Source organism: Mesorhizobium caraganae (assembly GCF_016836705.1).
GTDB lineage: Bacteria > Pseudomonadota > Alphaproteobacteria > Rhizobiales > Rhizobiaceae > Mesorhizobium > Mesorhizobium caraganae.
Map to the genome: position 1 here is coordinate 1 of NZ_JAFCGY010000049.1, position 23,095 is coordinate 23,095.

Genomic DNA, 23,095 nt, shown 5'->3' on the forward strand with positions numbered 1-23,095 from the left:
ATCTGCTTGAGTTCGATGGACGCAGCTATCGCCTCAAAGAGGCCGCCGAAGCCCTTGCCCGGGAAACAAAGTCAAACTAACAATCCGCTCCTGTCCTGCCTTGCGGGTGGAGGAGTTTGACTGACCCTGCCCGGGGGATTTTGAAGTGACCCGCGGGGCGCTCGGCGAGGATCATCGCGTGCGCACTGGCAAGATCACCAGGAAGCTGATCGGCCGCATCGGTCATGGCGCGATGGAATCATATTCGCTCCCGCCATGCCAGCGGTTTTGCTCATCCCGCCGAGCTTGGACGCCAGGTTTTTTGCGGCATTCGCCAGTCGATGCCTTCGAGCAGATAGCCAAGCTGAGCGGGCGTGATCACCACCGTGCCGTCGGCCGCCGAGGGCCAGATGAAGCGGCCGCGCTCGAGCTTCTTCGTAAACAGGCAAGCACCCTGGCCGTCGTGCCAGATCACCTTGATCAGCCCTCCCTGCCGCCCGCGGAAACAGAACAAATGACCGCTGTGCGGATCGCGCTTCAATGTCTCCTGCACCATCAGCGACAGGCCGGGGAAGCCCTTGCGCATATCCGTATAGCCAGTGGCGAGCCACACCTTCACACCGCTCGGGACCGAGATCATCGCCGCTCCAGCACATCCAGGATCCGGCCGAGCGCCTCGCTATCGATATCACTCTCGACCCGCAGGCGACGGGCGCCACCAAGCTCGATCGTCACCATGCTGCTCTTCTTGCGTGGTCGGGAGATCGGCGGTGGCTGCGCCGACGTCAACGGCGCTGGCAACGCCTCAACGACTTCCACGGGAACGAGTTGCGGCACGGACGGCGCGGAGATCTGGCAGAGTTCCTTGCGCCACCGGAAAAGCTGGCTCACATGAATGCCAGCCGATCGCGCGATCTCGGAAACACTGGCCCCAGGCTCAAACGTCGCGGCGACCAGCCGCTCCTTCTCCTCCCGAGACCAGCGCCGGCGCCGCTCGACCGACGTGATCACTTCAATCTGATGCTTCGTCACAGGGCTACTCCTAGTGCTTGCACTAGGACTTGCAGCCTTCAGCCTACCTCAGCAAGGCGGCCGTCACCGTGGGGATACGCTGGATTGGAGGCCAGACTCTGATGACCCGAACTCTTCCAATGATCGTGAGCGTGTGGTGGCGGTGGTTTCGGCCGGTGAGAGCAGCCGGTCGGTTGCGTATCGGTTCGGCGTTGCGGTTTCGTCGTCGGTGGTGAAATGCCCTTCACGCCGCAGACTAAAACTAGTCAGACTGTTTGTGCGATACCCCCTCCCCCGCGCGCAACGAGTTCCTCTTTCAGCGCATGCGGCGTTAGGTGCGAGGTGGCTGCGGCAAAAAACGCTGTTCGCTCTTGAACAGGCCCCAGCCGACATCGCCCGCAGACGACCGCGGGCGATCCTGGCATCCGCGTGCGGCTATGGCGACGTTATAAGCATTGAGCCAAAGTGGCGTGATAAGTTTCAAGATTAGCGCAGCCCGAACTCGGGGGCTGTTCGGTCTTCCTTTTGTTGGCAATTGAAGATCATCCGGACGGCTCCCGGTCAGGCATTTGGAAGGGGGTCGGATCGCGAAAGCGGCCTAGAACGTTCTCAGTAATGAGTGCGACATTGTTGGCATAGCCAGCATGCGGGAGGCTGCTGCCCCAAGCGATAGAGCCGACCGAAAAGACCGCGCCGCCTGCAGGTGTCTCGAAGAACGTCATATCGGCACGAACGCGATCCCTTGGGGCATCGTTCCAGAGCCCGGTGAACATGTCGGCGCCACTCAGATTGCGTGCGTACGAACTGCCGTGCGCCTCGGAGGCGGCTATGACGAGCGCATGACGCGGTGTACCGAGCGCTTCATCTACCACATCGATCTCCAGGCCCGCCGCTCCACCCAGGAAACCGAAATCACCAATTAAATTCTCGGTGATGCCCTCGAATATGAAGCGCGCGCGGGGATCCTCACTCCCCGGCAGGCGACGATAGTAACTACAGCGATCGAAAGCCTCGGTTAGATATCCAACGCCGACTAGCGACTGTTCGGGTCTGCCCAAGTCTTTCCATGCGCCGCAGAGCCGGCCGGCGAAGCTGCTATGGGCTTCTCCGGCACCAAAGCGACCGTTTCTTGAATGGCGCCGCCTGAGCTCAACTAAGCCCTGGAGTTGTGGGTGGAAATCGATCGCATGATAAAATCCGTTGCCGCCGAGATACATAAGCCGCCCGCCCCTGGCGAGAAAGCCGTCTAGGGCCTGCAACATCGGCAGGGACCAATACTCCGGATGACTCCCGGTTACCAGGACGCGGCAACCATCCATGGCCGCCAAGCCCTCGCGGTCGAGGTCTTCGTCCGTAAGTACTTGGTGATCCGGAGCTACCCGGGCCAGCCATCCGAGAAGACAAAGATCGATCTGAAAGTTCCAGAGCCAGCCTCCGGGCTGCCTGTTCAGAACCGGCCGTCGAAGCGATCCAATTGACCGCTGGCTCCCATCGTCATGCGGGTCGTAGAGCGACTTACCGAGCCCCGGGAGTTCAATAGCCAATAGGTCGAGCGGAGTGTAAAAGCAGGCAAGGCAACCGAGATAATACTCAACCGTCTGCCGCTGGAACCCCAAGTTGACGTACGCCGCATAGGTTGCTGTCGGCGCCAAAAAGGCAACATCGCTGGAGGCTTTTGCAGCCTGCCGCACATAGAACGGAACATAGAACTCAGCATCCGCGCCCCGGAGGCGGGCCGCGTAGCAGCCGCTCGGCCAGTTCACCGGAACGGTAAGCCGCAGGTCTTCCTGCCAGCCGGGATTTTCGATGTCGTCATGGTGAAAGTGAATTGCGCCGTACTGGTCAGGCGCACGGCGCCAATCCATGGTTGAACTGTCCCAGTTCGATCCCTGTACGGCGCGGGTAGGCTGATTGATGCAGATTCCGTCGTGGCCTGCCCCCGATTGATCTCGGACGACGTCAGACGCCGCCTCGCCCGCCAAATCCCAATCGGCCAGGAAGGGCCAAATAACAGGTTCCGTCGGCTTGCGTGTAGCCAGATTGCTAAGTTGTTCGAGCGACAGCGCCGCAGCCAAGATCCGGGGACGCTCGATCTTGCCGTTAAAGTGGTGGCAAGGAAATCCGCCGTCATCTGGCTCGGCCGCTATTAGGGTGCGACCGTCGCCGCCCGCCGGCGGCTCCACATTGTCCACAGCCAGCCAGCTCTCACCGGCATGGTCGTGTGTCCCAGAAACGAGTCGATATACCACGACTAGCAACTGACGGCGTTCGGGATCGTAGCTCAGCGCAACGAAGCTCCAGCGCCAGAGAGACAAGGGGCGATCCAGGGTGTAGGTCCGCGGCTCAACAGGATCACCGAGGATTGCCGCCAAGCAGCCGTCTGCCTCAAGCCGTAAGGCCACTCCTCCACGCCCGCCCGGGGACAGCGTACTGATGAGGCAGCGCGGTTGGCCGGCAATGAGGGTCGGCATGACATTGGCACAAATGGTTATCGGCCCAACACTCGCCAAGCGCTGCGATCCCTCGACTTCGATGTAGGAGCCGGCGCGTATGGGTTGCTCGCGTCCTGGATAACGATTGACCTCCGGCACCGCCATGACGGTCGGCTGGAAGGGTGGCATTTCTGGTCCGGCATCGCATCCGAGCAGACGGACGAAATCGCATTCGAAGCTGTCGAGTTTCAGACAGCTCACAGCGAAGGCGATGCTTTCGCCCGGTTTCACGCTATCGCGGTCGGAATAGCCGAGAATCACTGGGCGATCATGCATTATCCTCACCCTCCCGCTTTGGCAGGGTACCGACCAGGTGTCGCCAACGCTGCTTGAAAACCCAACGTTCAACATCCTCGCGCGACTGAAAATTCGCTGGCGCCATTTCGGCGACATATAAGCCATCTAGCGACCAGCGCGCAGCGCGCCACTCTCTATATGGCTTAGTCATGATCGTGAACCATTTACCAGCCGTTGGCTGAGAACGCATGACGTCCAGAACAAAGCGAAGATCCGCACTATGACGGCCGAAAGGTGCGTCCAGGAACTCGCGCACTAGGTCAGGACGAGCAGCAAACCTCGCCAAAGCAGAGCGGGCGGCCGCCGTACCGGCACTCTCAGGCGAGCACACCGATTGAGACGACGAACTCAGCGGCGGATAGTTGGTCGCCATAGCGGGCCTCCGACTCGTTGCGGTGTCGCCTAGCTCTCGGGATCATGATCTTCCAGCGGGCCTCCCGGTACGAGATAACACCTGCAGCGCAGAAGACCAGCGCCACGAAACAGCAAAAATATCACCTCGCACTTGAGTCGTCTCCCATGCGTTGGAGGACTGCGAGAGCATGGCGGAGGTAAACGCTCGCCGGCCACCATCAGGCGTTCGGCGAGATACCAGATTCGCCCGCTCCCAGCGTCTCTACCTGCAGCCGCAGTTTCGATAATCTGCAGACAGCAATCTTGCTTCCGTCGGAGGCTGCGATAACCAAAATGCGGCGCTGCCTGAGCAAGCACGCCGAGCGGAGTCTGCCTCGGCTCTCGCAACCAGATGCGGGCAGCGAGCTTCACCCCCTCCGGCATCGAAATCCATATTCTCGATCTCGCGCACCTTGCGAGGGAAGTCGGTGACGACGCGGATATCGTCGATGATGCGATCCTTCTATGCGCCCGCGCTTGCGGTAGGAGCTTCGACGTTCAAAGGGAAATAGCAGGTCAACCGGCCGATGGTCACGGGCGGCGGTACGTCGCTCGCACAAAGCGACTGTGCAAACGGCCAACGCGTGTGGGACTCGCAGCCTGACGAAGCCCCACAATCAGACCAGCAGTTGTCTCATGCTGCCCGGTCGAGCCAAACCTTACCGAGGTCGATCTCAAATGTCGGGTGCATCGCGTAGCCTCTGACTTGCTTTGTAGAATGATTGAACAAGGTAAGCCAATAAGGTTGTATGATGATGCCAGATTCCTGCAGGATCGTTTCAATATCCTGCATGAGCGCCTTGCGCTTCTGTGGGTCGGGCACCGTCAACGCCGCGTCGAGTTTCTTATCGAATTCCGGGTTTGACCACGCCGCCTCATTCCATGCGGCGCCACTGCGATAGGCAAGCACCAAGATTTGTACGCCCAACGGCCGCATGTTCCAGTTTGTTGTCGAAAGGGGGAATTTCAACCAGTCGTTCCAAAAAGTGCTACTGGGTAGAACCGTACGCTTCACCTTGAATCCGGCCTCGCGCAACTGCGCGGCGATCGCATCGCCGGTGTCCTTATGCCAATCCTCGTCGTTACTGATGATGTCGTGTTCGAAGTCCATTTGGCCAGCTTCGGCCATAAGGCGCTTGGCAGCCTCTACATCCCGTTTCTTTTCCGGAACCGGGTAAAACTCGGGATGTAATGGCGCGACATGATAATTCGCAGCAACGGTGCCGTAGCCATTGGCGGCAAGTTGCAGCACCGCACCATTGTCGACTGCCAACTGCAGTGCATTGCGCACCCGCTGGTCGTCGTACGGTTTAGTAGTGACGTGGGCGCGGCACACTAACGTTGTCGACGTTTTCGCTTCAGACTTCACCAAACCGAGGTCATCAAATATGGTAACATAATCTGCGAACGTCTGATAGTTCGCATCTACTTCGCCTGATTCGAAAGCGCTCGTAAGAGCGGACGGATCGCTGCCGTAGTCTATGAATTGCACCTCGTCCAGGTAGGCTTCACCGCCCCACCAGCTTCCATTTGTTCGACGCTTCAGGACGGCCTTTTGGCTCACGTCCCATGACACTAGTTCAAACGGTCCCGTGCCTACCGGACGGGCAACGAGGTCCGACCCGTTTTTTTCATATTCACGGTGAACGATCAGCGCGGGATAATCGGCAAACCCCGGAATGATCGTAATATCGGGTTTTGGCAGCTTGAGTTTAATCGTGTGGTTGTCAACTTTTGAAATGGCGCCTTCTACTGCCTTGCCCGTCTTTTCATCCACGAGCGTGGCCATGCGCGCAGCCATTGAGTTCCCAGGCACGTCCCTTTCACACCAGCGCAGCAGGTTGAACATCACGTCATCGGCAGTGAAGTCGTCCCCATTGTTCCACTTGACACCCTTCCGCAGGCGCAGGAGATATTCCGTCGCGTCGTCATTCGTGTCCCAACTTTCAAGAAGCCTGGGTTCAAAGGTGTATTCGTTGGTATACTTGACCAAAGGTTCGAGGAATTGACGGTAAATGTTCGCTAATGCAGGAAGGTCATTTACGCGGGGGTCTTTCTGACCAAAAACTTGCGTAGCAATTCGCAGAGTTCCGCCTTTCTTGGGCGCTTCTTCGGCATGCGCCGACGGCATTGCATCCAGCATCGAGTACGCCATAGCCGTCGACGCACCGAAGACGGAAGCGAGCGCCAGGAACTCGCGCCGGTCCATCCCGTCCTTTTTTGCTTCCTCGGCGAGACTGTCGAAGATCTTAGGCATAGGTTTGCCATGCCTAGTAAAATACCCCATTTGAACCTCCCAAATTGGCTAAGGACAGCGGCTGTGGACCAGCACGGAAAGCGCCGGGATCTCAGGCACGATAAGACGGAAGAGCTGGGGCTTTCCGCTGATTGCTCCATTCACGCACGCCGCAGGCTACAGAAAAGGGCGTATCTGGACATTCGAATTAAAATCAACCGGCAGGCGATTTTTTTGCGAATTCATCCTGTGCTTGGCTTGAGGTAATCCCGTCGCGTCGATGATCGATCCGCTTTGGTAAGCCCGACAACACCCTGAACACCGCGAGACGAAGAGGGGGCCTGAAGTGTCAGATGGAACGTCTGCTGGTGAAGTCGTGGACATGGATTGGACCGTTGGATCGAGAAGGTCGGCAATATTTCGCCTGCACCGATTTGGTGCACAAGGGGGGCCAAATGTCGGATTCCGAGTAGTGCAGAAGCTTTAGCGATGTGATTGGCCCATCAGGACAGAGGCGCTGTTCGTGGATCAGCCACACCGTCGCAAATTATGCGCTTACGGGTGACCGGCTTGAGGCGGTTTGGCGAACCGCCGCGATTTCATAAGGCAAGCTGGACATGAATAGTGGCTCTTCTTCCAAACAGCTGTACCGCCTCCCAGAGCTGTGCCGACTCGAAGCTATCGAACTTGCTCGCATGATCCGTGCCCGCGAGGTCTCGGTGGTGGAGGTGATAACCGCCTATCTAGATCATATTGAACGGGTGAACCCGCTGGTCAACGCGATCGTCTCGCTTCGTCCCCGGCGCGATCTGCTGGAAGAGGCGGTCGCGGCGGACGTGGCCGTATCTCGGGGGGAGAAGGTTGGCCCGCTTCTCGGCGTGCCTCAGGCAATCAAGGATCTCGCGAACACCAAGGGGCTGCGCACTACCTATGGCTCGCCCCTCTTCCGAGATTTCATTCCCGACAACGACGCCATCTTCGTGTCGCGGATGCGCGCCGCAGGAGCGATTATCATAGGTAAGACCAACACGCCCGAATTGGGCTTGGGCTCGAACAGCTACAATCCGATTTTCGGGACGACTCTTAACCCCTACGATCCGACCCGTATCGGCGGTGGATCTAGCGGCGGGGCGGCTGTTTCGCTCGCCATGCGCATGTTGCCGGTAGCCGATGGCAGCGACATGGGTGGATCGTTGCGCAATCCGGCGGCATTCAACAATGTCATCGGCTTTCGCGTCTCGGCCGGGCGGGTGCCTGCCCTGGCGCTTGACGCGTTCAGCAGCCAGATGACAGTCGTAGGCCCGATGGGCCGCACGGTTGAGGACGTGGCCAAGCTGTTGTCAGTGCAGGCCGGATATGACGACCGGGTACCGCAATCGCTCGACTCGCCTTCGGGTTGGCTGGACAACCTCAAGCCAATTGATCCGCGCAAGGCGCGGTTCGGATGGCTTGGCGACTGGACACGCCAGCTTGCTTTCGAGCCGGGGCTCGTCGATCTGGTCCGGGGGGCGGCAGGCAAATTCGCCCAGGCGGGGGCTAGGGTCGACGACATTTCCTCGGGTTTCGACCTGGAACGGCTGTGGAACATCTACGTCACGCTGCGGAGCGATGCGCTGGCCGGACAGCTACACGACGCCTACAATGACCCATCGCTGCGCGATCTGATCAAACCGGAAGCCATGTGGGAGGTCGAGCAGGGCCGCACGCTCTCGACGCACGATCTCTACACCGCGCGACTGGCTAGGACAGAATGGTACCTCAAGATGGTCAGCCTCTTCGAACGGTACGACTATCTGTTGCTCCCCTCGGCCCAGGTCTTCCCGTTCGACGCGTCGATCCGTTGGCCCAAGGAGATCAATGGGCGGACAATGGATACCTATCACCGCTGGATGCAGGTCGTGATTGGCCCGACGCTGGCATCGCTGCCGTCTATCGGGATTCCTGCAGGTTTCGACCAACGAGGCTTGCCGATGGGCATGCAGATCGTAGGACGCCCGCGCGGGGACAGGAGCGTTCTTGAGGCCGCGCTTCTCTACGAGCAACTGAACCCTTGGAACAAACACCTTCCACCTTGCCTTCACCTATGACGGCTTCCCCGGAAGCGGCTGACAGGGCCTCCTGGCGAAGGGAGCCGCTGCAAGGCCCTTTACGATCTCCAGGTGCACGGCCGGGCGATGACATGTTGACCAGCCCGGGGCGCCAGCCGGTGACCCAGAGGTACGAACTTGAAGCTGAATGAAACCATGCCTCGCGATTCAGCCCCCCGTAGCCACAAATCCAGCGAGTCCAAAGACTCTGTCGCAAGGGCGCAACAAAACAAAAACGGCTCTGAGGCCGCGAAGCGCGGCAGAGGCTATTGTCATTCCGCTTCCGCCAGTGGATTGGGCAAGCGATGCTCCAACCGACCCTCGGGGTAGCGCTCCAGATGCATCCGGAGCACTGAGCGGGTCGGCCAGGGTTTCTCAAGAAAAGCCTTGCGTTCCTCCAGCCAGAACGCGTCCGACAACATGCGCGGTCTGAGGGCGTCAAACGCTGCCTCGGCTTCTTTCCGCAGGATGCGCCAAAGGCTCGTGCCCGTCAGCGTATACTGTTGGTTGAGGCACAGTGCGATCTCATGAAGATGGCAGATGAAGCAGGCGTCGATGACGAATGAGCGCACGAAACTTATATCGTCATTGGATAGGGTGGATAAGATCTCCTTGCGACTGAAGGGCTTCAGGCGGTACCCGCGTTCCTTGAACAGGGGCGCAAGCCTGCGGCCATCGCCGAAATCACGGATCAACAGTTTTCGTGGGCGGCCGGCTTCATCGAACAGGATGGTGCTGTTTTGCTGATGCGCCTCAAAGCCAATGCCGTATAGCAGATACATGCTGAGCGTCGGCCGGATAACGGTGCGTGCATAGGCGCGGAAAAACGCAGACACGGTCGTGTCGCTTTCATCGCCGTTCCTTGCGATCAATTCGCAAATGAGCGGACGACCATCGATCGGGCTTGACGTCAACAGTGCAGCCACAGTAACGGGCAAAAGTCCGTCATTGCGAGCTAGAGCGTCGGCGGTGCGATAGACAACCGAAAGAAAGCGGCCCGGACGTTCGTCGCCCGTCTCAGGGTGATGCAAGATTGCGCCCAGCTCTTCGGTGAAGATCTCCAACCTCTCGTGAATATCTTTGTCTTTTGACAGGATATCGGAAATCAGGGTGCTGAGACGCGGCCCCATGTGAATCGACTTGTCCTGCAGGGTACGCTGTTCGCTGGTCATCCAGATCGCCACCGGCAGCTTGATAAAGGGCCTCGGTTCCCATTCGTCCGGCAGCATCGTGCGGAAGGACATAGACGGCAGCGTCAGGACCTCCGGCCCATCCGGGTCGAGAACACCGGAAGCAATCTCGGACGCGAATTCACGGCGCACGAAATTCTCGAGGTGCCAGATATGTACAGGCATAGGAAGCCAGTCCTCAGGCGACTTTCCACGGTGATTCAGGCCGTTGGCCCAGTCGCGCCAGAGGTCGGGAAACTTTCGTGAGAACCATTCCGAATAGCTGCCGACATGCGGCATTTTCTCCACATAAACCCATTCCTTGCGCAGCCCTGCGACGCGTACGAGCACACGAGCGCCGAATTCAGGCGACAACGCACTGACGTCCTTAGGCGATAGGCCGGGCTTGGCCTTCCATGTGGGATAAAAGGGGTGACCTTCCAACGCGCCCCACTGATCGAGAGTCATGGCGGCCAGGTGCGGCGGCAAGCTCTTAGCAAGATAGGCGAGGAATCCTTGCGCGCCTGATTCAGCGACTTTCCCTCGCATCGTGGCGCTCCAGTGCTGTCGGTGGCGACGCGCCAGAACGTCGTTGCGCACGCTATTATCGATGTCTCGCAAAAGATTTTCCAGTCCGCCCGATGCAGGCGAAATTGCCAGGGCGGGCGCAACCTGCGTTATGAAATCCGAGGGGCTATCGATCCGGTGCCGTCCGCCGGTTTCGTCCAGCACTTCGATGGGACCACGATTTTGGATTGTTCCGGCAGGGGCACGGCGCAGGTCGGTGAAATGCAGAACCCGGCGCGACTGCCAAAGGGGGAGCCAGGCCTGGTCGCCGTCGCACGCCCACAATAATCCATCTGGTTCAAGAAGACGCTCGGCGAACAGGCAGCGTACCAATCGATTGAGCGCATTGCGCGATGCGTTCTCCAAAAGCTGCGCGTCGCGCGCCTGAGTTTCGCCATTTGCCGCGGAAGGCATCCTCTCGTCCATTAGGCTTCCTCTGGTCAAGTATTTGGGAAAGACGTGGGGCGCTTCTGCCACCTCCGCCGGCAGCTGCTGCTGCCTCGCTATAACGAAGGCTCAAAAGTCGTGCCAACTGAGCAGACAGCGGCAGATCAAGGATCTGCATACTATTCAAAGGCTTAAATGAGAGTGCTTCAGCGAAGCCGACCGCCACCGTGTGTCGGACTCTACAAAACGGCAGTTGGTGTCGGCGCCCAGAGTTTCTTGGAGAGTGGCAGGATTTCTCTGCGGGGGAAGCGGAATTCACGCGTTATTCAACCGTATTGCGCGTTATCCGATGTCGACTACGTTTTTCAATAATTCCCGGAATCTTCACGCCCGATTGACATTCGGCACTTGCATAACGGCGACTGAGTTCGCGAAGCCGGCGCCGATGATCCCGCCAATCGAAGGCGAGACTGTCCTCAAAAGTCGGCCGCTCCTGCTCCGCCGGGAGAATGACGTTCCGCGCGGCCCGTCCGAGGTCCTTCGGAAGGCGACATACCTTCATGGAAGACTCAGCTTGGCAGTGCGGCCACCATCAACGACAAAGATCTGGCCGGTGACGAATGAAGCCTCGTCGGAGGCAATCCATGCGACCATAGCCGCGACTTCCTCAACACGGCCGGTTCGACCCAACGGATGAATGGCACCCAGCCGCCCCCGCTCCTCCTCGGGCAAAGCGGCGACGAAATTGACGTTGAGATCCGTATCGATCCAGCCAGGAGCCACGCCGTTGCAACGCACGCCGTCTGGCCCGCCATCGACCGCCACGGCACGCGTCAGGCCTTGCAGCCCTGCCTTCGAGGCACAATAGGCCGCGTGCCCCGGGTTGGACGCCAATCCCTCTATCGAGCCGATATTGACGATGGCGCCGCGGCTTCTGCGAAGATGAGGCATGGCGCGACGGATCAGCAGGAAAGGAGCATCAAGGTTGAGCGCCATTGTGCGTCGCCATTCGTCCAGTCCCGTCTCATCTACCTTCGCTTCAACCATGCGCCCGGCGTTGTTGACCAGGATATCGAGCCTGCCGGCCTGTTGAACAACCTCGTCAATGATCACGGCCGGAACGTCGGGGTCGCAAAGGTCCGCGACTATCGTTTCCATACGGCCAGCCTCCTCAAGCTGAACCGCAAAGACCCTGGCTCCCTCGCCGGCAAGCCGGCTGGCGATTGCTGCTCCAATGCCGCTGCTGGCACCAGTCACCAGGGCGACCTTCGCGGCGAAGCGGGTCATGCGACAGCCTTTCCGTGGTTTATCTCAACGAGCGCGCCGCATCTGCAATGCGCGGCATCGCACGCCAACAACGGGACAACATCCGCGATTTCTTCCGGACGCGCGACGGAACCAGGCGGAGACTCGATCGTGGGCGATGAAGTCGGCGCCGCCCTGAGCGACCTAAAGGTGGATAGTTGTGCTTCTGCCTCCGAACCCCCGACCGCCCCGAGCGCAACATACGCGATACGAAGGACAAACTTCTCGACCAGACCGATTGGCTCTGTGGGCCTGATCTGACGGCCAATTGCAACGTCACACGAGGCTGCCGCCTGGCCTGCGCCGGGCGGGCCATTCGATGTCCGAAGTTTCAATCTGAATGGTAGCGCGAGCAGCATCTGCACTGAGCCTCTTTCTCTATTGGGTGCCCGAGCTCCACCCTGCGCCAGTATGAACTGGATCGGGTTCAAAGGCGGTCGCGCAAAAGGTTCTCCACGCCGTCCGATGCAGGCGAGACCGCCATGGCGGGCGTAACCTGCCTGGTGAGATCGAAGCGATCGTCGATCCCGTGCCGGGGCTCCCGGTTTCGTCCAGCACTTCGATCCGATATTCCTGTGTTCCGGCAGGTGCACGACGCAGATCGGCGAAATGGAGGACTCGGCGCGACTGCCACAGGGGGAGCTAACCCTAGTGGCTATCGCAGCCCACAATAATCCATCTCGTTCAAGAACACGCCCAGCGAAAAGGCAGTGTACCGACCGGTTGAGTGCATTGCGGAGTGCATTTTCCCAAAGCAGCGCGTCGCTCGCGAGAGTTTCGCCATTTGCCGCGGAAGGCATCCTCTCGTCCATTAGGCTTCCTCTGGCCAAGTGCTTGGCAAATACGCGGGGGGCATTTCTGCCACCCGCCGCCGGCAGCTCCTGCCGCCTAGCTACAACGACGCTTCAAAAGTCGTGCCAAATGAGCAGAAGGAGCGTCAGAAAAAATGTTCTGCAGATTATTCAAAGCCTTAAATGAGAGTGCATCAGTAGCCAAGCAGAACGCCACCGTGTCACGGACTCGACAAACGACAGTTGGTGTCGGCACCCGGGGTCGTGCCCAACAGCGTCGTGTAGCTCCGGCGATGACTAGCCGCTCGCGAGTGCGCCCTCAATAGCGCTGTAGCGAGCGAGCGTCGCTAAGTTGGTCATCGATGTTCCCTCGGTAGGTCGCTTGCCGAAGCCAACCTGATTCGAAGGAACCATCGATGAACAACGACATGATGAACCTGCGCGCACTCGTGGAGAAGGCCCCTGATGCCGATCGCTTCCGCGTGCTTCGCCGCCGAGCGCCTGGAGATGGAGGTGCGCCCGGGAGGGAGCCGCTCCTTTGACCGATCTCCCGCATCGCACGGGGTAGAGCTCACCACCTAAGGGCACCACGGTTGGAGATCGGAACCCGGGAACTTGGATCGTCTGCCCAGCACGGAACCGGGCTCACCGCGACGGCCGGAGATGGAGATGCCGAGGGCGGAGCATCCGTAGAGGTCGGAGCGCGGGAAAGCCGCGCACAGGCGAAGGGAAGCAGGAAGAAGGTAGAGTTGCACGACGGAGCAGTGATCTGTGGACATAGATCACCAGGCCGACGAGGCCTGGTGATCGGCGGCCTCGCCGCGCAACCAGGATAGATCAAGCACACGATCGCACTCTAGAGTGCAACTCCGCCTGAAGCCCTTCGAGGAAGCGATGCTCACCGATCCCATTCCAGATGCGGCCCACGGTCACGCCAACGACCCCGGCTGCGCGTCCACCTCGGTCGAAGCTACGCGTCCGCCAAGCGTGACGCAGCATGCGCAGGTCGGTAGCCCAACCCACATGTCCCGCCACGGGTCTTCGGGATTTGCCTTACTCCACTGATAGAACTTGCGCTGAACCCAGCGCATCTCCCTGATGATCATATTCTGGACAGGGTACTGCACCGCAATAGCCGCCCCAGGCAGGTCTCGAAAACCAGAGCCGCCGTCGTACAGGGCATGCGCCTGCGGCATTTCCATCCCCAGACAGCAGCCCTGCCGTCTGCGCGGAGAAGGGGGCGCCTGCCGTTGTGGCTGTCCGGCGACGTAAACGTATAACGGTCTCAAGTCACGGCATCCGACATTCTGTCAGCTTTGTCGGGCCCGCGACACAAGCTTGTTTAGCCGTTCTCTTATTTCGCCTCGTCGGCCAATTGGCACGAGTTTTGAAGCCTCATTGTGAGACAGCAGCAGGTGCCGATCGGCGCGCCGTCGATGACCATCTGCCCCTACACGGAGGAACTGTCATGAACACCCTCGATCAGCAGACGGCACTGGAGCAAGCCGCACGAAAGCGCATCAAGGATTCCCACGCCCTCGACGGCGACGCCGGTCGCTTGGCCCACTTCTATCGCGGATGGGCCAGTTCCTACGAGTTGGATGTCGGCCGCGACGGGTACTGCGGGCCGATGATCGTGGCGGAACTGGCGGGCGCCGTGCAGACAGCCTATTTGGCCAGGCAGCGAACTGCCATCGCAATCCTGGACGCCGGCTGCGGAACGGGCCTCGTCGGCGTGGAACTGGAACGCCTCGGCTTCCGGTTGATCGACGGGATCGACCTCTCCGAGGAGATGGCCGAACAGGCCCGGCAAACCGGCGTCTACCGCCATGTCCGAGGCAACGCCGACCTTAACGGGCCGCTCTCCGACTACTCCAGCGCGAGCTATGACATCACGGTGTGCTGCGGCGTCTTCACGCTTGGGCATGTTCAACCCGCGGGGCTGCGCGAACTGGCTCGCGTCACGCGCCCAAACGGATTCATCATCGCAAGCACCCGCAAGAGCTATGCGGAGGCCACATCCTTTGAAGACGAGGTGCGGCGTCTGCAGGATGCGGGCGTTCTTGTGCCGGCACAGCGTCTAAACGACGGCAGATACGTCGCCGAGGAGGACGCGCACTACTGGGTTTTCCAGGTGCCCGAGAAGGCCAGCGCGCCAACGGAGGAGCGGTCATGATCACGCTGCCGCAAATCTCGCTGGCGAAGCTGGCAGCCAATGCATGGCGTTCAGGGGAGTGTATGGCAGCATGATGGCACGATCGAGCGCGGAACTCCAGGCGAGACGTGAGAGCGCGCTGCCGCGTGGCGTTGCATGTGCGTTTCCGGTATGCGCGGAACGCGCCCAAGGCGCGGAGATTTGGGATACGGAGGGCCGCCGGTATATCGATTTCATCGGCGGCATGGGCGCGCTTGCGGTCGGACATTCGCATCCGCAGGTGGTTGATGCAGTCAGAACGCAGTTGCAGCGCTTTACCCATACCTTCTTTGGCAGCATTCCCTATAACGGCTATGTGCGGCTCGCTGAGCGCCTCAACGCAATAGCTCCGTTTCCCTCGCCGGCGAAAACCCTGCTTGTCACCACTGGCGCAGAAGCGGTGGAGAACGCGGTAAAGATCGCTCGTTTCCACTCGGGCAGAAGGGGTATCGTCGTCTTTACAGGAGGTTTTCACGGACGCACGTTACTGACCCTTGCGATGACCTCACAGCTCGATCCATACAAACGCGGTTTCGGCCCCTTCCCTACCGATGTCTACCACGCGCCTTTTCCTTCGGCCTATCGAGGCCCCAGTGCAGACGAGGCCCTTGAAGCGCTTCGCGACCTGTTCGAGACGCAGATCGAACCCGACCAAGTTGCAGCCATGGTGATCGAGCCGGTCCAGGGTGAAGCTGGTTTCCTGCCGGCGCCGCCCGAGTTCATGCGCGGTCTGCGCGCTTTGTGCGACGCGCACGGCATCGTCTTGATCACCGATGAAGTTCAGTCCGGCTTCGCTCGCACCGGCCGGGTTTTCGCGATCGAGCATTCAGGGGTGGAGCCGGATCTTGTAGCCCTGGGAAAGAGTTTCGGCGGCGGGTTCCCAATCGCCGCTGTCATCGGCAAGGCGGTGATTATGGACGCAGTACCGCCGGGCGGGCTCGGAGGCACCTACGCGGGGAATCCCCTTGCCTGTGCAGCGGCACTTGCCGCCCTGAACGTGCTTGAGGAGGAGAACCTGGCCGCCCGCAGCTTGGAAATCGGCGAGCGCCTTACCACCGGCTTCCGCTCCCTCAAACTGGGGACCAATTGCCCAATTATCGGCGAGGTGCGCGGTTTGGGCGCGATGATCGCCATTGAACTCGTTGACGATGCAATGTCCCAGCGCCCGGCGACAGCGCTGACGGCGAGGCTCGTGGAAGACGCCGCGACGCACGGTCTTCTGCTCGCCTCGGCCGGACGCGCGCATAACGTCATCCGCGTCCTTGCGCCGCTTACAGTATCGAACGAGATCATCGACGAAGCGTTGGCGATTTTCGAGGAGTCGCTTGGGCGGGTGACCACGCTTGCGCACGCTTGATCCATATGATCCCGACAAGATGTTATCTGTCGCGCCTGGAGCTAACCGCTGTCGACGCGCCAAGCGTGGCGAAGGAAATCCGCTGGGCGCTGTCCAATGTCGGCTTCATGCAAAGGCGCGCCGGCGCGAGTTCTAACTTCAAGCGTTCAGCTCTTCGGCCGAGATCTTCCGCAACCATTCGCGCAGCCCCTCGGCCCCCGGCGATAGGGTCCGATTGTCGTTCCACGTCAGATAGTATCCTCCCAGGGCGTCCAGCTCGAGGTCGGTAATCCTGACGAGCTTGCCCTCTTCGACCGATGTTCGCACCAGCCGGTGCCAGCCCACGGCAACGCCCTGATCAGCCTGGGCGGCCTGCAAAGCCACGAAGAACTTGCTGAACCTATGGCCACGAAGCGGCCCGTGGGGAAGCCTGGCGCGGCGCAGGACCTCGTCCCAGCCGGCCCAGCCGGCTTGGATCCGTTCAACGTGTAGGAGTGGCAGTTCGGGCAAGCACTTGGCGGTCGCATCGCTGTGCTCCTGGGCGAAGCTGGGACCGCAGACAGGATAGATGACATCGCCAAACAACAGCTCCGCTCTCTCGTCAGGCCATGAGCCGAAGCCATAGCGGATGCACAGCTCGACTTCATCGCGCTGATAGTCGCGCGAACTGTCTGAAATCACATGGTCGACTGTGATATCACCATGCTGCGACCAAAAGCGCGGCATGCGCGGTATCAGCCACATCGACGCGAACGCATCGGTGGAGGCAATCGTGACATGCCGGAAACGACCGCCGCGTTTAATGGTCCTGACGACATTGGACGCCCTAGAAAGACTGCTTGCCAGCACGCTATAGAGGTCTTTGCCAGCGCTGGTAAGCATCACGCCGGTTCCCGGCCTCACAAACAGCGGAACGCCAAGCTCGTCCTCAATGGCTTTGATCTGCCGACTGATCTCTCCCGATGTCACGTTCAGTTCGGAAGCCGCAAGCTTGAACGAGAGATGGCGTGCCAAGGCCTCGAACCCCGCGAGGGCAGTCAGGGGCGGGAGATCATAATATTGACGAACCATTGAAAAACCCAATCAGATCGGCAGTTGCGAACCAGACAACAGGGTACCCACGTCGTCCTCTGGCCCATAGCGACCGCCGCCAGATTACACACGTTAAAGTTGAAAGACTGATCAATCACCACTGGCCTCCGTGACGAATTGCGCCGACCGCCGTGACCCAAGCAAGTTGCGTGCCGAATTGGCGCACCGTTTTAGTTGCACCCTCACCCATACCGAGCCCCGCCGTGGCGACCGTTCGTCGGGTTTCCGACATTTTTGTCCAGCTTCGGACACAAGATAGACATGCGCAGGATCGTCACATTGACGAATTGGGATCCGGCCACCGTATGAGGGGTATGAAGAAGCCCCGTAACTCGGGTTGTATCCGCAATCGTTTCCGTGCCGAGGTGGTTAGCGCGGGGGTCAGCCACAAAGAGGTTCCCCGCGAGAAGTGGGCGAAGCTGCGGCCGGTATCGGCCTCGCCGCTCGCCAAGTGCGGCACGGTGGTCGTAGTCATGCAACGCTTGGCAGCAAGCACATGCCCTCGACCAGCGCGTGCACCGGATTCAGCACCGCGGCACAGGCGTCGACCTGGAGAGGCTCAGATCGATGCCGCCGCGGTGACAGCGCGCTCCGCTGGTTCAAGGGCTAGACTAATGCTGGAGAAGTTCTCAAATAGGATCATCGCCAACAGGCTCGGCCCGGCAAAGCCACGCGACGCCACACGGAAGGGTGCAGGCGGCTGCGTGATCGCCTCGCATTCTTGAGGTGAATTTCTCGCGCTCGGTCTGGATCACTTTGCACTGGTGCGGCATGACCTTCATTTCTCGGTGAGATCCTCGCCAAGCTCCGCTAATCTGGCCCTTAAAGTGCTGCTGGCAGTGTGACGTGAGTAATCGCCTGTCCGCTCTCGTCACGCTTTGGTCAGGTGAGCGTAACTTGCTGCGAAACGCGCGAATTTGTGCTCGCCGCACGTCACCGGCTTGTAGCGAAGCGGGTTGCTGTCCGTAACACATGAGGACAATGGTTCGATGATCGCATTGAAATCAGCGTCGATAAAGAAGGGGATCGAGTATCGCTCGCGGCCCGAGCTATTCACCACGCGGTGCATGTTGGCCAGATAGAGATCGTTCGTGAGCCGCTGAATCAGATCGCCAATGTTGATTACGAATGTGCCGTAGATCGGAATGCCCTCGACCCAATCGCCATCTCGGTTCATGACCTGAAGACCACCCACCTCGTCCTGCGCCAGGATGGTCAGATGGCCGTAATCGGTGTGGGCGCCAATACCGATGATCTCTTCGCCAATATAGCCACTCTGAGGCGGGTAATGAAGCAGGCGCTGAATGCTGATCGGGTTCCGCATGAGGCTGTCGAAATAGCTTTCCGACAGGTCCAGACTGAGCGCAATGCCCCGCAAGAGTTGTTTCGCGAGGCCCACCATTTTTTGATGGCATCCGTATATCAGCTCCCGAAACTCGGGTAGACTTGAGGGCCACTGGTTAGGGCCAAAAAACGGACCTTCCAGCGTCGAGCGTTCAGGCCCGATGTCAAAGCATTCCTTCAAATCTTTTGTCTTGCCCGGATCGGTGTTCTCCCCGAACGGCTCAATGTACCCGCGCAGGGCCACATCGGATTTGCTAACATGCAATGCCATCTTCTGCGATATGGGCAAGTCGAAGAACCGGCGGCTGACATCGAACACCGAATGCACGTAGTCCTGGGGAATGCCGTGGTTCTTTACATACATGAAACCAGCGTTCGACAGTGCCCAACGTATCTCCTTGGCCACCCCGTGTTTGTTGCTGCCATCGAGAAGCGGTGCGATATCAATTATCGGGATATTGTCAAAGCTTTCACGTTTCGCGCGCAGCTTGTCGTCCAGTCTGACCACGAGATCCTTAGACATGAGTACACCTTTGTTTGAAAATCGGAGTCGGCACAACGATTTCGGGCCATTTTCTTGTTTGACAGGCAGCTGAAGAACCGTGGGAAGCCTGGATAGGCTGTGCGGTGCATTCTATCGGGGTGGCGGGCTTGACAAGGTGGAACCGAACTCCTGGCAGGGTATGCATAGGCGCTCGCGCTCTTCGTTGTCGCCATGCATCGGCTGCCAGCTTCGCCAGCGAGATTTGCGGCAGCGTGATCATGACCGCTCCTCCGTTGGCGCGCTGGCCTTCTCGGGCACCTGGAAAACCCAGTAGTGCGCGTCCTCCTCGGCGACGTATCTGCCGTCGTTTAGACGCTGTGCCGGCACAAGAACGCCCGCATCCTGCAGACGCCGCACCTCGTCTTCAAAGGATGTGGCCTCCGCATAGCTCTTGCGGGTGCTTGCGATGATGAATCCGTTTGGGCGCGTGACGCGAGCCAGTTCGCGCAGCCCCGCGGGTTGAACATGCCCAAGCGTGAAGACGCCGCAGCACACCGTGATGTCATAGCTCGCGCTGGAGTAGTCGGAGAGCGGCCCGTTAAGGTCGGCGTTGCCTCGGACATGGCGGTAGACGCCGGTTTGCCGGGCCTGTTCGGCCATCTCCTCGGAGAGGTCGATCCCGTCGATCAACCGGAAGCCGAGGCGTTCCAGTTCCACGCCGACGAGGCCCGTTCCGCAGCCGGCGTCCAGGATTGCGATGGCAGTTCGCTGCCTGGCCAAATAGGCTGTCTGCACGGCGCCCGCCAGTTCCGCCACGATCATCGGCCCGCAGTACCCGTCGCGGCCGACATCCAACTCGTAGGAACTGGCCCATCCGCGATAGAAGTGGGCCAAGCGACCGGCGTCGCCGTCGAGGGCGTGGGAATCCTTGATGCGCTTTCGTGCGGCTTGCTCCAGTGCCGTCTGCTGATCGAGGGTGTTCATGCCAGTTCCTCCGTGTAGGGGCAGATGGTCATCGACGGCGCGCCGATCGGCACCTGCTGCCGTCTCGCAATGAGGGCATCAAAACTCGTGCCAAATTTGGCCGACCGAGGCAGAGAGGACTCTTTGTGACTGTTTTCAACTGTTTGAGCTGAGGTAAAATAGGCAATTGGCTAAACATGCCTGCTGCGGACCCGACAAAGCCGTGACGGAATGTCGGATGGCGTCACTTCAGACCGCTATATGTTGAGGTCGCCGGAGAGCCACAACGGCAGGCGCCCCCCTTCTCCGCGCAGACGGCAGGGCTGTCCGGAGAAACTGTCTGAGAATGGAAATGCCGCAGGCGCATACCCTGTACGACGGCGCTCTGGTTTTCGAGGCTCAGATCTCGCCGCATATCTGCCACGCTCGGCATGGCTGCCGATCAGATCGACCGCCAGGTCGAAAGCTGCCAGCTCTCCTGCGCAGGTTGAATACTGGCCGTCCTTGACAAACAAGGAATCGCTTATGCGGGGCTGGTTGAACACTTCGGCGAAAGCAGCGAGCCGCGACCAGTGTATCGTGCAGCGTGTGCCTGCCAGAAGGCCCGTCCGAGCAAGCAGCCATGTCGCGGTCCCAAACGCAGATATCGGCACCCCGCGACGCGCCATCGTTCGCAGAAATCCGTTGAGCTCAGGCGTCAGTTGCCGTTCTACCGGCTCGCCCGTCACGATAGCGAGCTGGTTCGGCCTGCGATCGTCCGAGCCGAAAACCAGCTCATCTATCGCGACATCAACAGCAACCGAAAGGCCGTTCGCACCCTCGACGGGCCCTGCAGCTATCCCTGCGATCCGCCACCTGAACAGCGGCAGCCTCGATACCGTATTGGCGATGCGGAACGGCTCAATGTAGGCATGAAGCGCCAGGTGCGAAAATCCCGGTAACACCAGAACCACCAAGTCAAATGGTCGATCGACCGCCGCCGAAATTTTCGGCGTGGCCAACGACTTCATTGAGTTGATGTTGGCGGGTGCGTTCATCAGGACCCGTAGGTAGCTACCGGCTCACCGAACATGCCAGGTTCCGGTTTGATGCCGAGGCCTGGCAACTGCGGTTCAGCGATGTAACCCTTTTCGATGATGATCGGATTCTTTGCGTCGAAATGTCCTTCAATATACTCCTGCGCGATCCAGACGCCTTCCATGCGGCGCGGTTCGACGGTCGCCGCAAGATGGACGCACGCCGCCGCGATGATGTCGCCGCCCCAAGCGTCGTCGCAGCTGTGCGGGAGTGAGCGGATGGCGCAAAGGTCTCGCACGGTCGTCATCTTCGTGAGGCCGCCCAGGCGCGTGACCTTGAAGCCGAAGCCATCCGCGATGCCGAGGGAGATCGCCCTGAGCACTGCATTCTGATCTTCGGTGTTCTCGTCCAGATATACCGGATGCGTCACCCTGCCCTTCAGAGTCGCGACCTCTTCCATGGTGTTGCAGGGGCTGTTCGAAAACAAACGGGATTGCCTGGCAGAGCCGATCGAGGTGAATGGCGGAGGCTACGCTCAGGCCCCTGTTGTGTAGGTCTTCTTGTCATCAGAAATACCCCACTTCCCCACCATTTGCGGCTGCGACATAAGCTTGGAGTCGAGCGAGAACAGCGTGTCGTAAATGGCCAAGCCATGGTTGGCGATGATGTCAGCCGTGGTAAAGATCGGATCGAAGACGCTGAGGTCACCGGTCATCACCATGCGCGCCGTCCGAGCGCCGGCAGGCTTTGTCTGCGCCCGCAGTACCGACGGGATCGATAAAGCCGTTCCGGCGGCCAAGCCCATATGGATGAGCTCGCGTCGCGAGATTCTCATGTTCCGTTCCCCTTTCTATTTTAGTGGCGCGGTCAATCCGCACCTATTGGTCTGTCGACACCACGGGTGAGGCATTCGATCTCAAGAGGCGGCAGACCTCTCGTTCTCCAACGAATGACTTTACCGGGAGACGACAAGTAGAAATGCCTACGCCTGGCGGAGGAGCGTTTGCGCCCTAAATGCGTCGGCTGCTGAAATACGGGCTGCAGAAACCGGCGCGGCTTGAAATGCCAGCCTCTGCGCGGCACTGTGACCCGGATATTGTTCCATCTGATGCTGGGTCCGGCCCAAGACCGATCACAGCGATGCCAAGGCTTGCTCGATCTCCGCACCGGTATGCTTGAATCTGTTCATCTGAAGTCCGCTGCTGGGCAAAGGCTGCGGACGCTGACAGCCAGGAAGGCAGCTGTCAGGGCATGACGGCAAACAGGTGAACCGAGCCGGATGCCTCCAACGCTGCTGAACGAGGCCGCCGCCTGGATTGCACGACGATCATTGTACGACGGCGCCATGAACGGCAACGTGTTCCTGGCCTATGTCGAGCAGGTTCTGGTTCCGACCAAGACCGCGCGAGCCTGCGCCAATGAGGTGAACAGTACCTCGTTCAGCAGTTCTTCACGGAGGCGACCGTTGAAGCTCTCGATGAAGCCATTCTGCATTGGCTTGCCCAGCGCGATATAGTGCCAGTCCACGCGGCTTGCATCGGCCCAGGCAAGGATCGCATTGCTGGTCAGTTCGCTGCCATTCTCACTGACCACCATCTTCGGCTTGCCGCGTTCGATCATGAGCCGATCGATTTCGCGGGCAACCCTAACGCCGGACAGAGACGTATCCGCGACCAACCCCAGGCACTCGCGCGTGCAGTCGTCGACGCCGCGAGGCCGTCCACTCTAACAGGTCACCATCAGTCTCCGCAGAGATGAACCGCCGAACAGTGCAGAACCGCGGTATCGCGTGCAGCGTCAAGCCACCAGATTTGGCAGTTCCTGAAAAACGTCAACACACTATCTTTCAAGTCCTGTCAGCGACCAACCGGGTACAAATTGGCCCGGCGACGCGACGCCAAAGAGGATGAGATTTTCCGAGTTCCGGCGAGCGGCTGACCGGATCGATCCA

15 protein-coding genes and 2 pseudogenes are annotated in these 23,095 nt (G+C 59.8%); 3 read left to right on the forward strand and 14 right to left on the reverse strand.

What is annotated here, in order from left to right; genetic code table 11:
• Positions 1-271: 271 nt before the first annotated feature.
• The 5 genes from tnpB to JQK88_RS33535 all read right to left on the reverse strand — a co-directional run bounded on the left by tnpB (position 272) and on the right by JQK88_RS33535 (position 6,459).
• Positions 272-619 (reverse strand): IS66 family insertion sequence element accessory protein TnpB, encoded by a 348-nt coding sequence (tnpB, locus tag JQK88_RS33515; RefSeq protein WP_203280841.1) that lies wholly within the window; start codon positions 617-619, stop codon positions 272-274.
• The gene (tnpA, locus tag JQK88_RS33520; protein ID WP_203280843.1) at positions 616-1,011 is read right to left on the reverse strand and encodes an IS66-like element accessory protein TnpA; all 396 of its coding nucleotides are present in this window, start codon (positions 1,009-1,011) and stop codon (positions 616-618) included. Before tnpA ends, tnpB begins: the two co-directional genes overlap by 4 nt.
• Before the next feature lie 521 nt (positions 1,012-1,532).
• Positions 1,533-3,758, reverse strand: coding sequence for a N,N-dimethylformamidase beta subunit family domain-containing protein (locus JQK88_RS33525; protein WP_203280845.1), 2,226 nt, complete (start codon positions 3,756-3,758; stop codon positions 1,533-1,535).
• Positions 3,751-4,152 (reverse strand): N,N-dimethylformamidase alpha subunit family protein, encoded by a 402-nt coding sequence (locus tag JQK88_RS33530; RefSeq protein ID WP_203280847.1) that lies wholly within the window; start codon positions 4,150-4,152, stop codon positions 3,751-3,753. Before JQK88_RS33530 ends, JQK88_RS33525 begins: the two co-directional genes overlap by 8 nt.
• Before the next feature lie 654 nt (positions 4,153-4,806).
• A complete protein-coding gene (locus JQK88_RS33535; protein ID WP_203280849.1) occupies positions 4,807-6,459 on the reverse strand; it encodes an ABC transporter substrate-binding protein in 1,653 nt (550 codons plus the stop codon).
• Between the two features lie 566 nt (positions 6,460-7,025).
• Between JQK88_RS33535 and JQK88_RS33540 the strand changes: the two genes are divergently transcribed.
• A complete protein-coding gene (locus JQK88_RS33540) occupies positions 7,026-8,495 on the forward strand; it encodes an amidase (RefSeq protein WP_203280852.1) in 1,470 nt (489 codons plus the stop codon).
• 272 nt (positions 8,496-8,767) lie between these two features.
• Here JQK88_RS33540 and JQK88_RS33545 read toward each other — a convergent pair whose 3' ends face one another.
• Entirely contained in the window at positions 8,768-10,657 is a 1,890-nt protein-coding gene (locus tag JQK88_RS33545; RefSeq protein WP_203280854.1) for an IucA/IucC family protein, read from the reverse strand.
• Between the two features lie 519 nt (positions 10,658-11,176).
• Positions 11,177-11,905 (reverse strand): SDR family NAD(P)-dependent oxidoreductase, encoded by a 729-nt coding sequence (locus tag JQK88_RS33550; RefSeq protein ID WP_203280856.1) that lies wholly within the window; start codon positions 11,903-11,905, stop codon positions 11,177-11,179.
• 2,277 nt (positions 11,906-14,182) lie between these two features.
• Between JQK88_RS33550 and JQK88_RS33555 the strand changes: the two genes are divergently transcribed.
• On the forward strand, positions 14,183-14,890 hold the full coding sequence (locus JQK88_RS33555; RefSeq protein ID WP_203280858.1) for a class I SAM-dependent DNA methyltransferase: 708 nt from the start codon (positions 14,183-14,185) through the stop codon (positions 14,888-14,890).
• Between the two features lie 70 nt (positions 14,891-14,960).
• Positions 14,961-16,265 (forward strand): 4-aminobutyrate--2-oxoglutarate transaminase, encoded by a 1,305-nt coding sequence (gene gabT, locus JQK88_RS33560; protein WP_203280860.1) that lies wholly within the window; start codon positions 14,961-14,963, stop codon positions 16,263-16,265.
• Positions 16,266-16,403: 138 nt separating this feature from the next.
• On the opposite strand, the gene JQK88_RS33565 is transcribed toward gabT, so the two are convergent.
• From JQK88_RS33565 to JQK88_RS33595, 7 genes and pseudogenes are all read right to left on the reverse strand, one after another.
• Entirely contained in the window at positions 16,404-17,315 is a 912-nt protein-coding gene (locus JQK88_RS33565; RefSeq protein WP_203280868.1) for a LysR substrate-binding domain-containing protein, read from the reverse strand.
• Between the two features lie 892 nt (positions 17,316-18,207).
• Positions 18,208-19,203, reverse strand: a complete 996-nt coding sequence (locus tag JQK88_RS33570) for an isopenicillin N synthase family dioxygenase (protein ID WP_203280862.1) — start codon at positions 19,201-19,203, stop codon at positions 18,208-18,210.
• Between the two features lie 237 nt (positions 19,204-19,440).
• Complete coding sequence (locus JQK88_RS33575) at positions 19,441-20,148, reverse strand: class I SAM-dependent DNA methyltransferase (RefSeq protein ID WP_203280858.1); 708 nt, start codon at positions 20,146-20,148, stop codon at positions 19,441-19,443.
• A 236-nt stretch (positions 20,149-20,384) separates the two neighbouring features.
• The gene (locus JQK88_RS33580) at positions 20,385-21,164 is read right to left on the reverse strand and encodes an AraC family transcriptional regulator (protein WP_203280864.1); all 780 of its coding nucleotides are present in this window, start codon (positions 21,162-21,164) and stop codon (positions 20,385-20,387) included.
• Positions 21,164-21,604 carry an enolase C-terminal domain-like protein gene (locus JQK88_RS33585; RefSeq protein ID WP_246750164.1) on the reverse strand — a complete coding sequence of 147 codons (441 nt, stop codon included), beginning with the start codon at positions 21,602-21,604 and terminating at the stop codon, positions 21,164-21,166. The genes JQK88_RS33580 and JQK88_RS33585 overlap by 1 nt, the downstream gene beginning before the upstream one ends.
• Before the next feature lie 87 nt (positions 21,605-21,691).
• A pseudogene (locus JQK88_RS33590) lies at positions 21,692-21,979 on the reverse strand (ABC transporter substrate-binding protein); the annotation flags it as partial.
• A 560-nt stretch (positions 21,980-22,539) separates the two neighbouring features.
• Positions 22,540-22,851 (reverse strand): annotated as a pseudogene (locus JQK88_RS33595) (integrase core domain-containing protein); the annotation flags it as partial.
• Between the last annotated feature and the right edge of the window lie 244 nt (positions 22,852-23,095).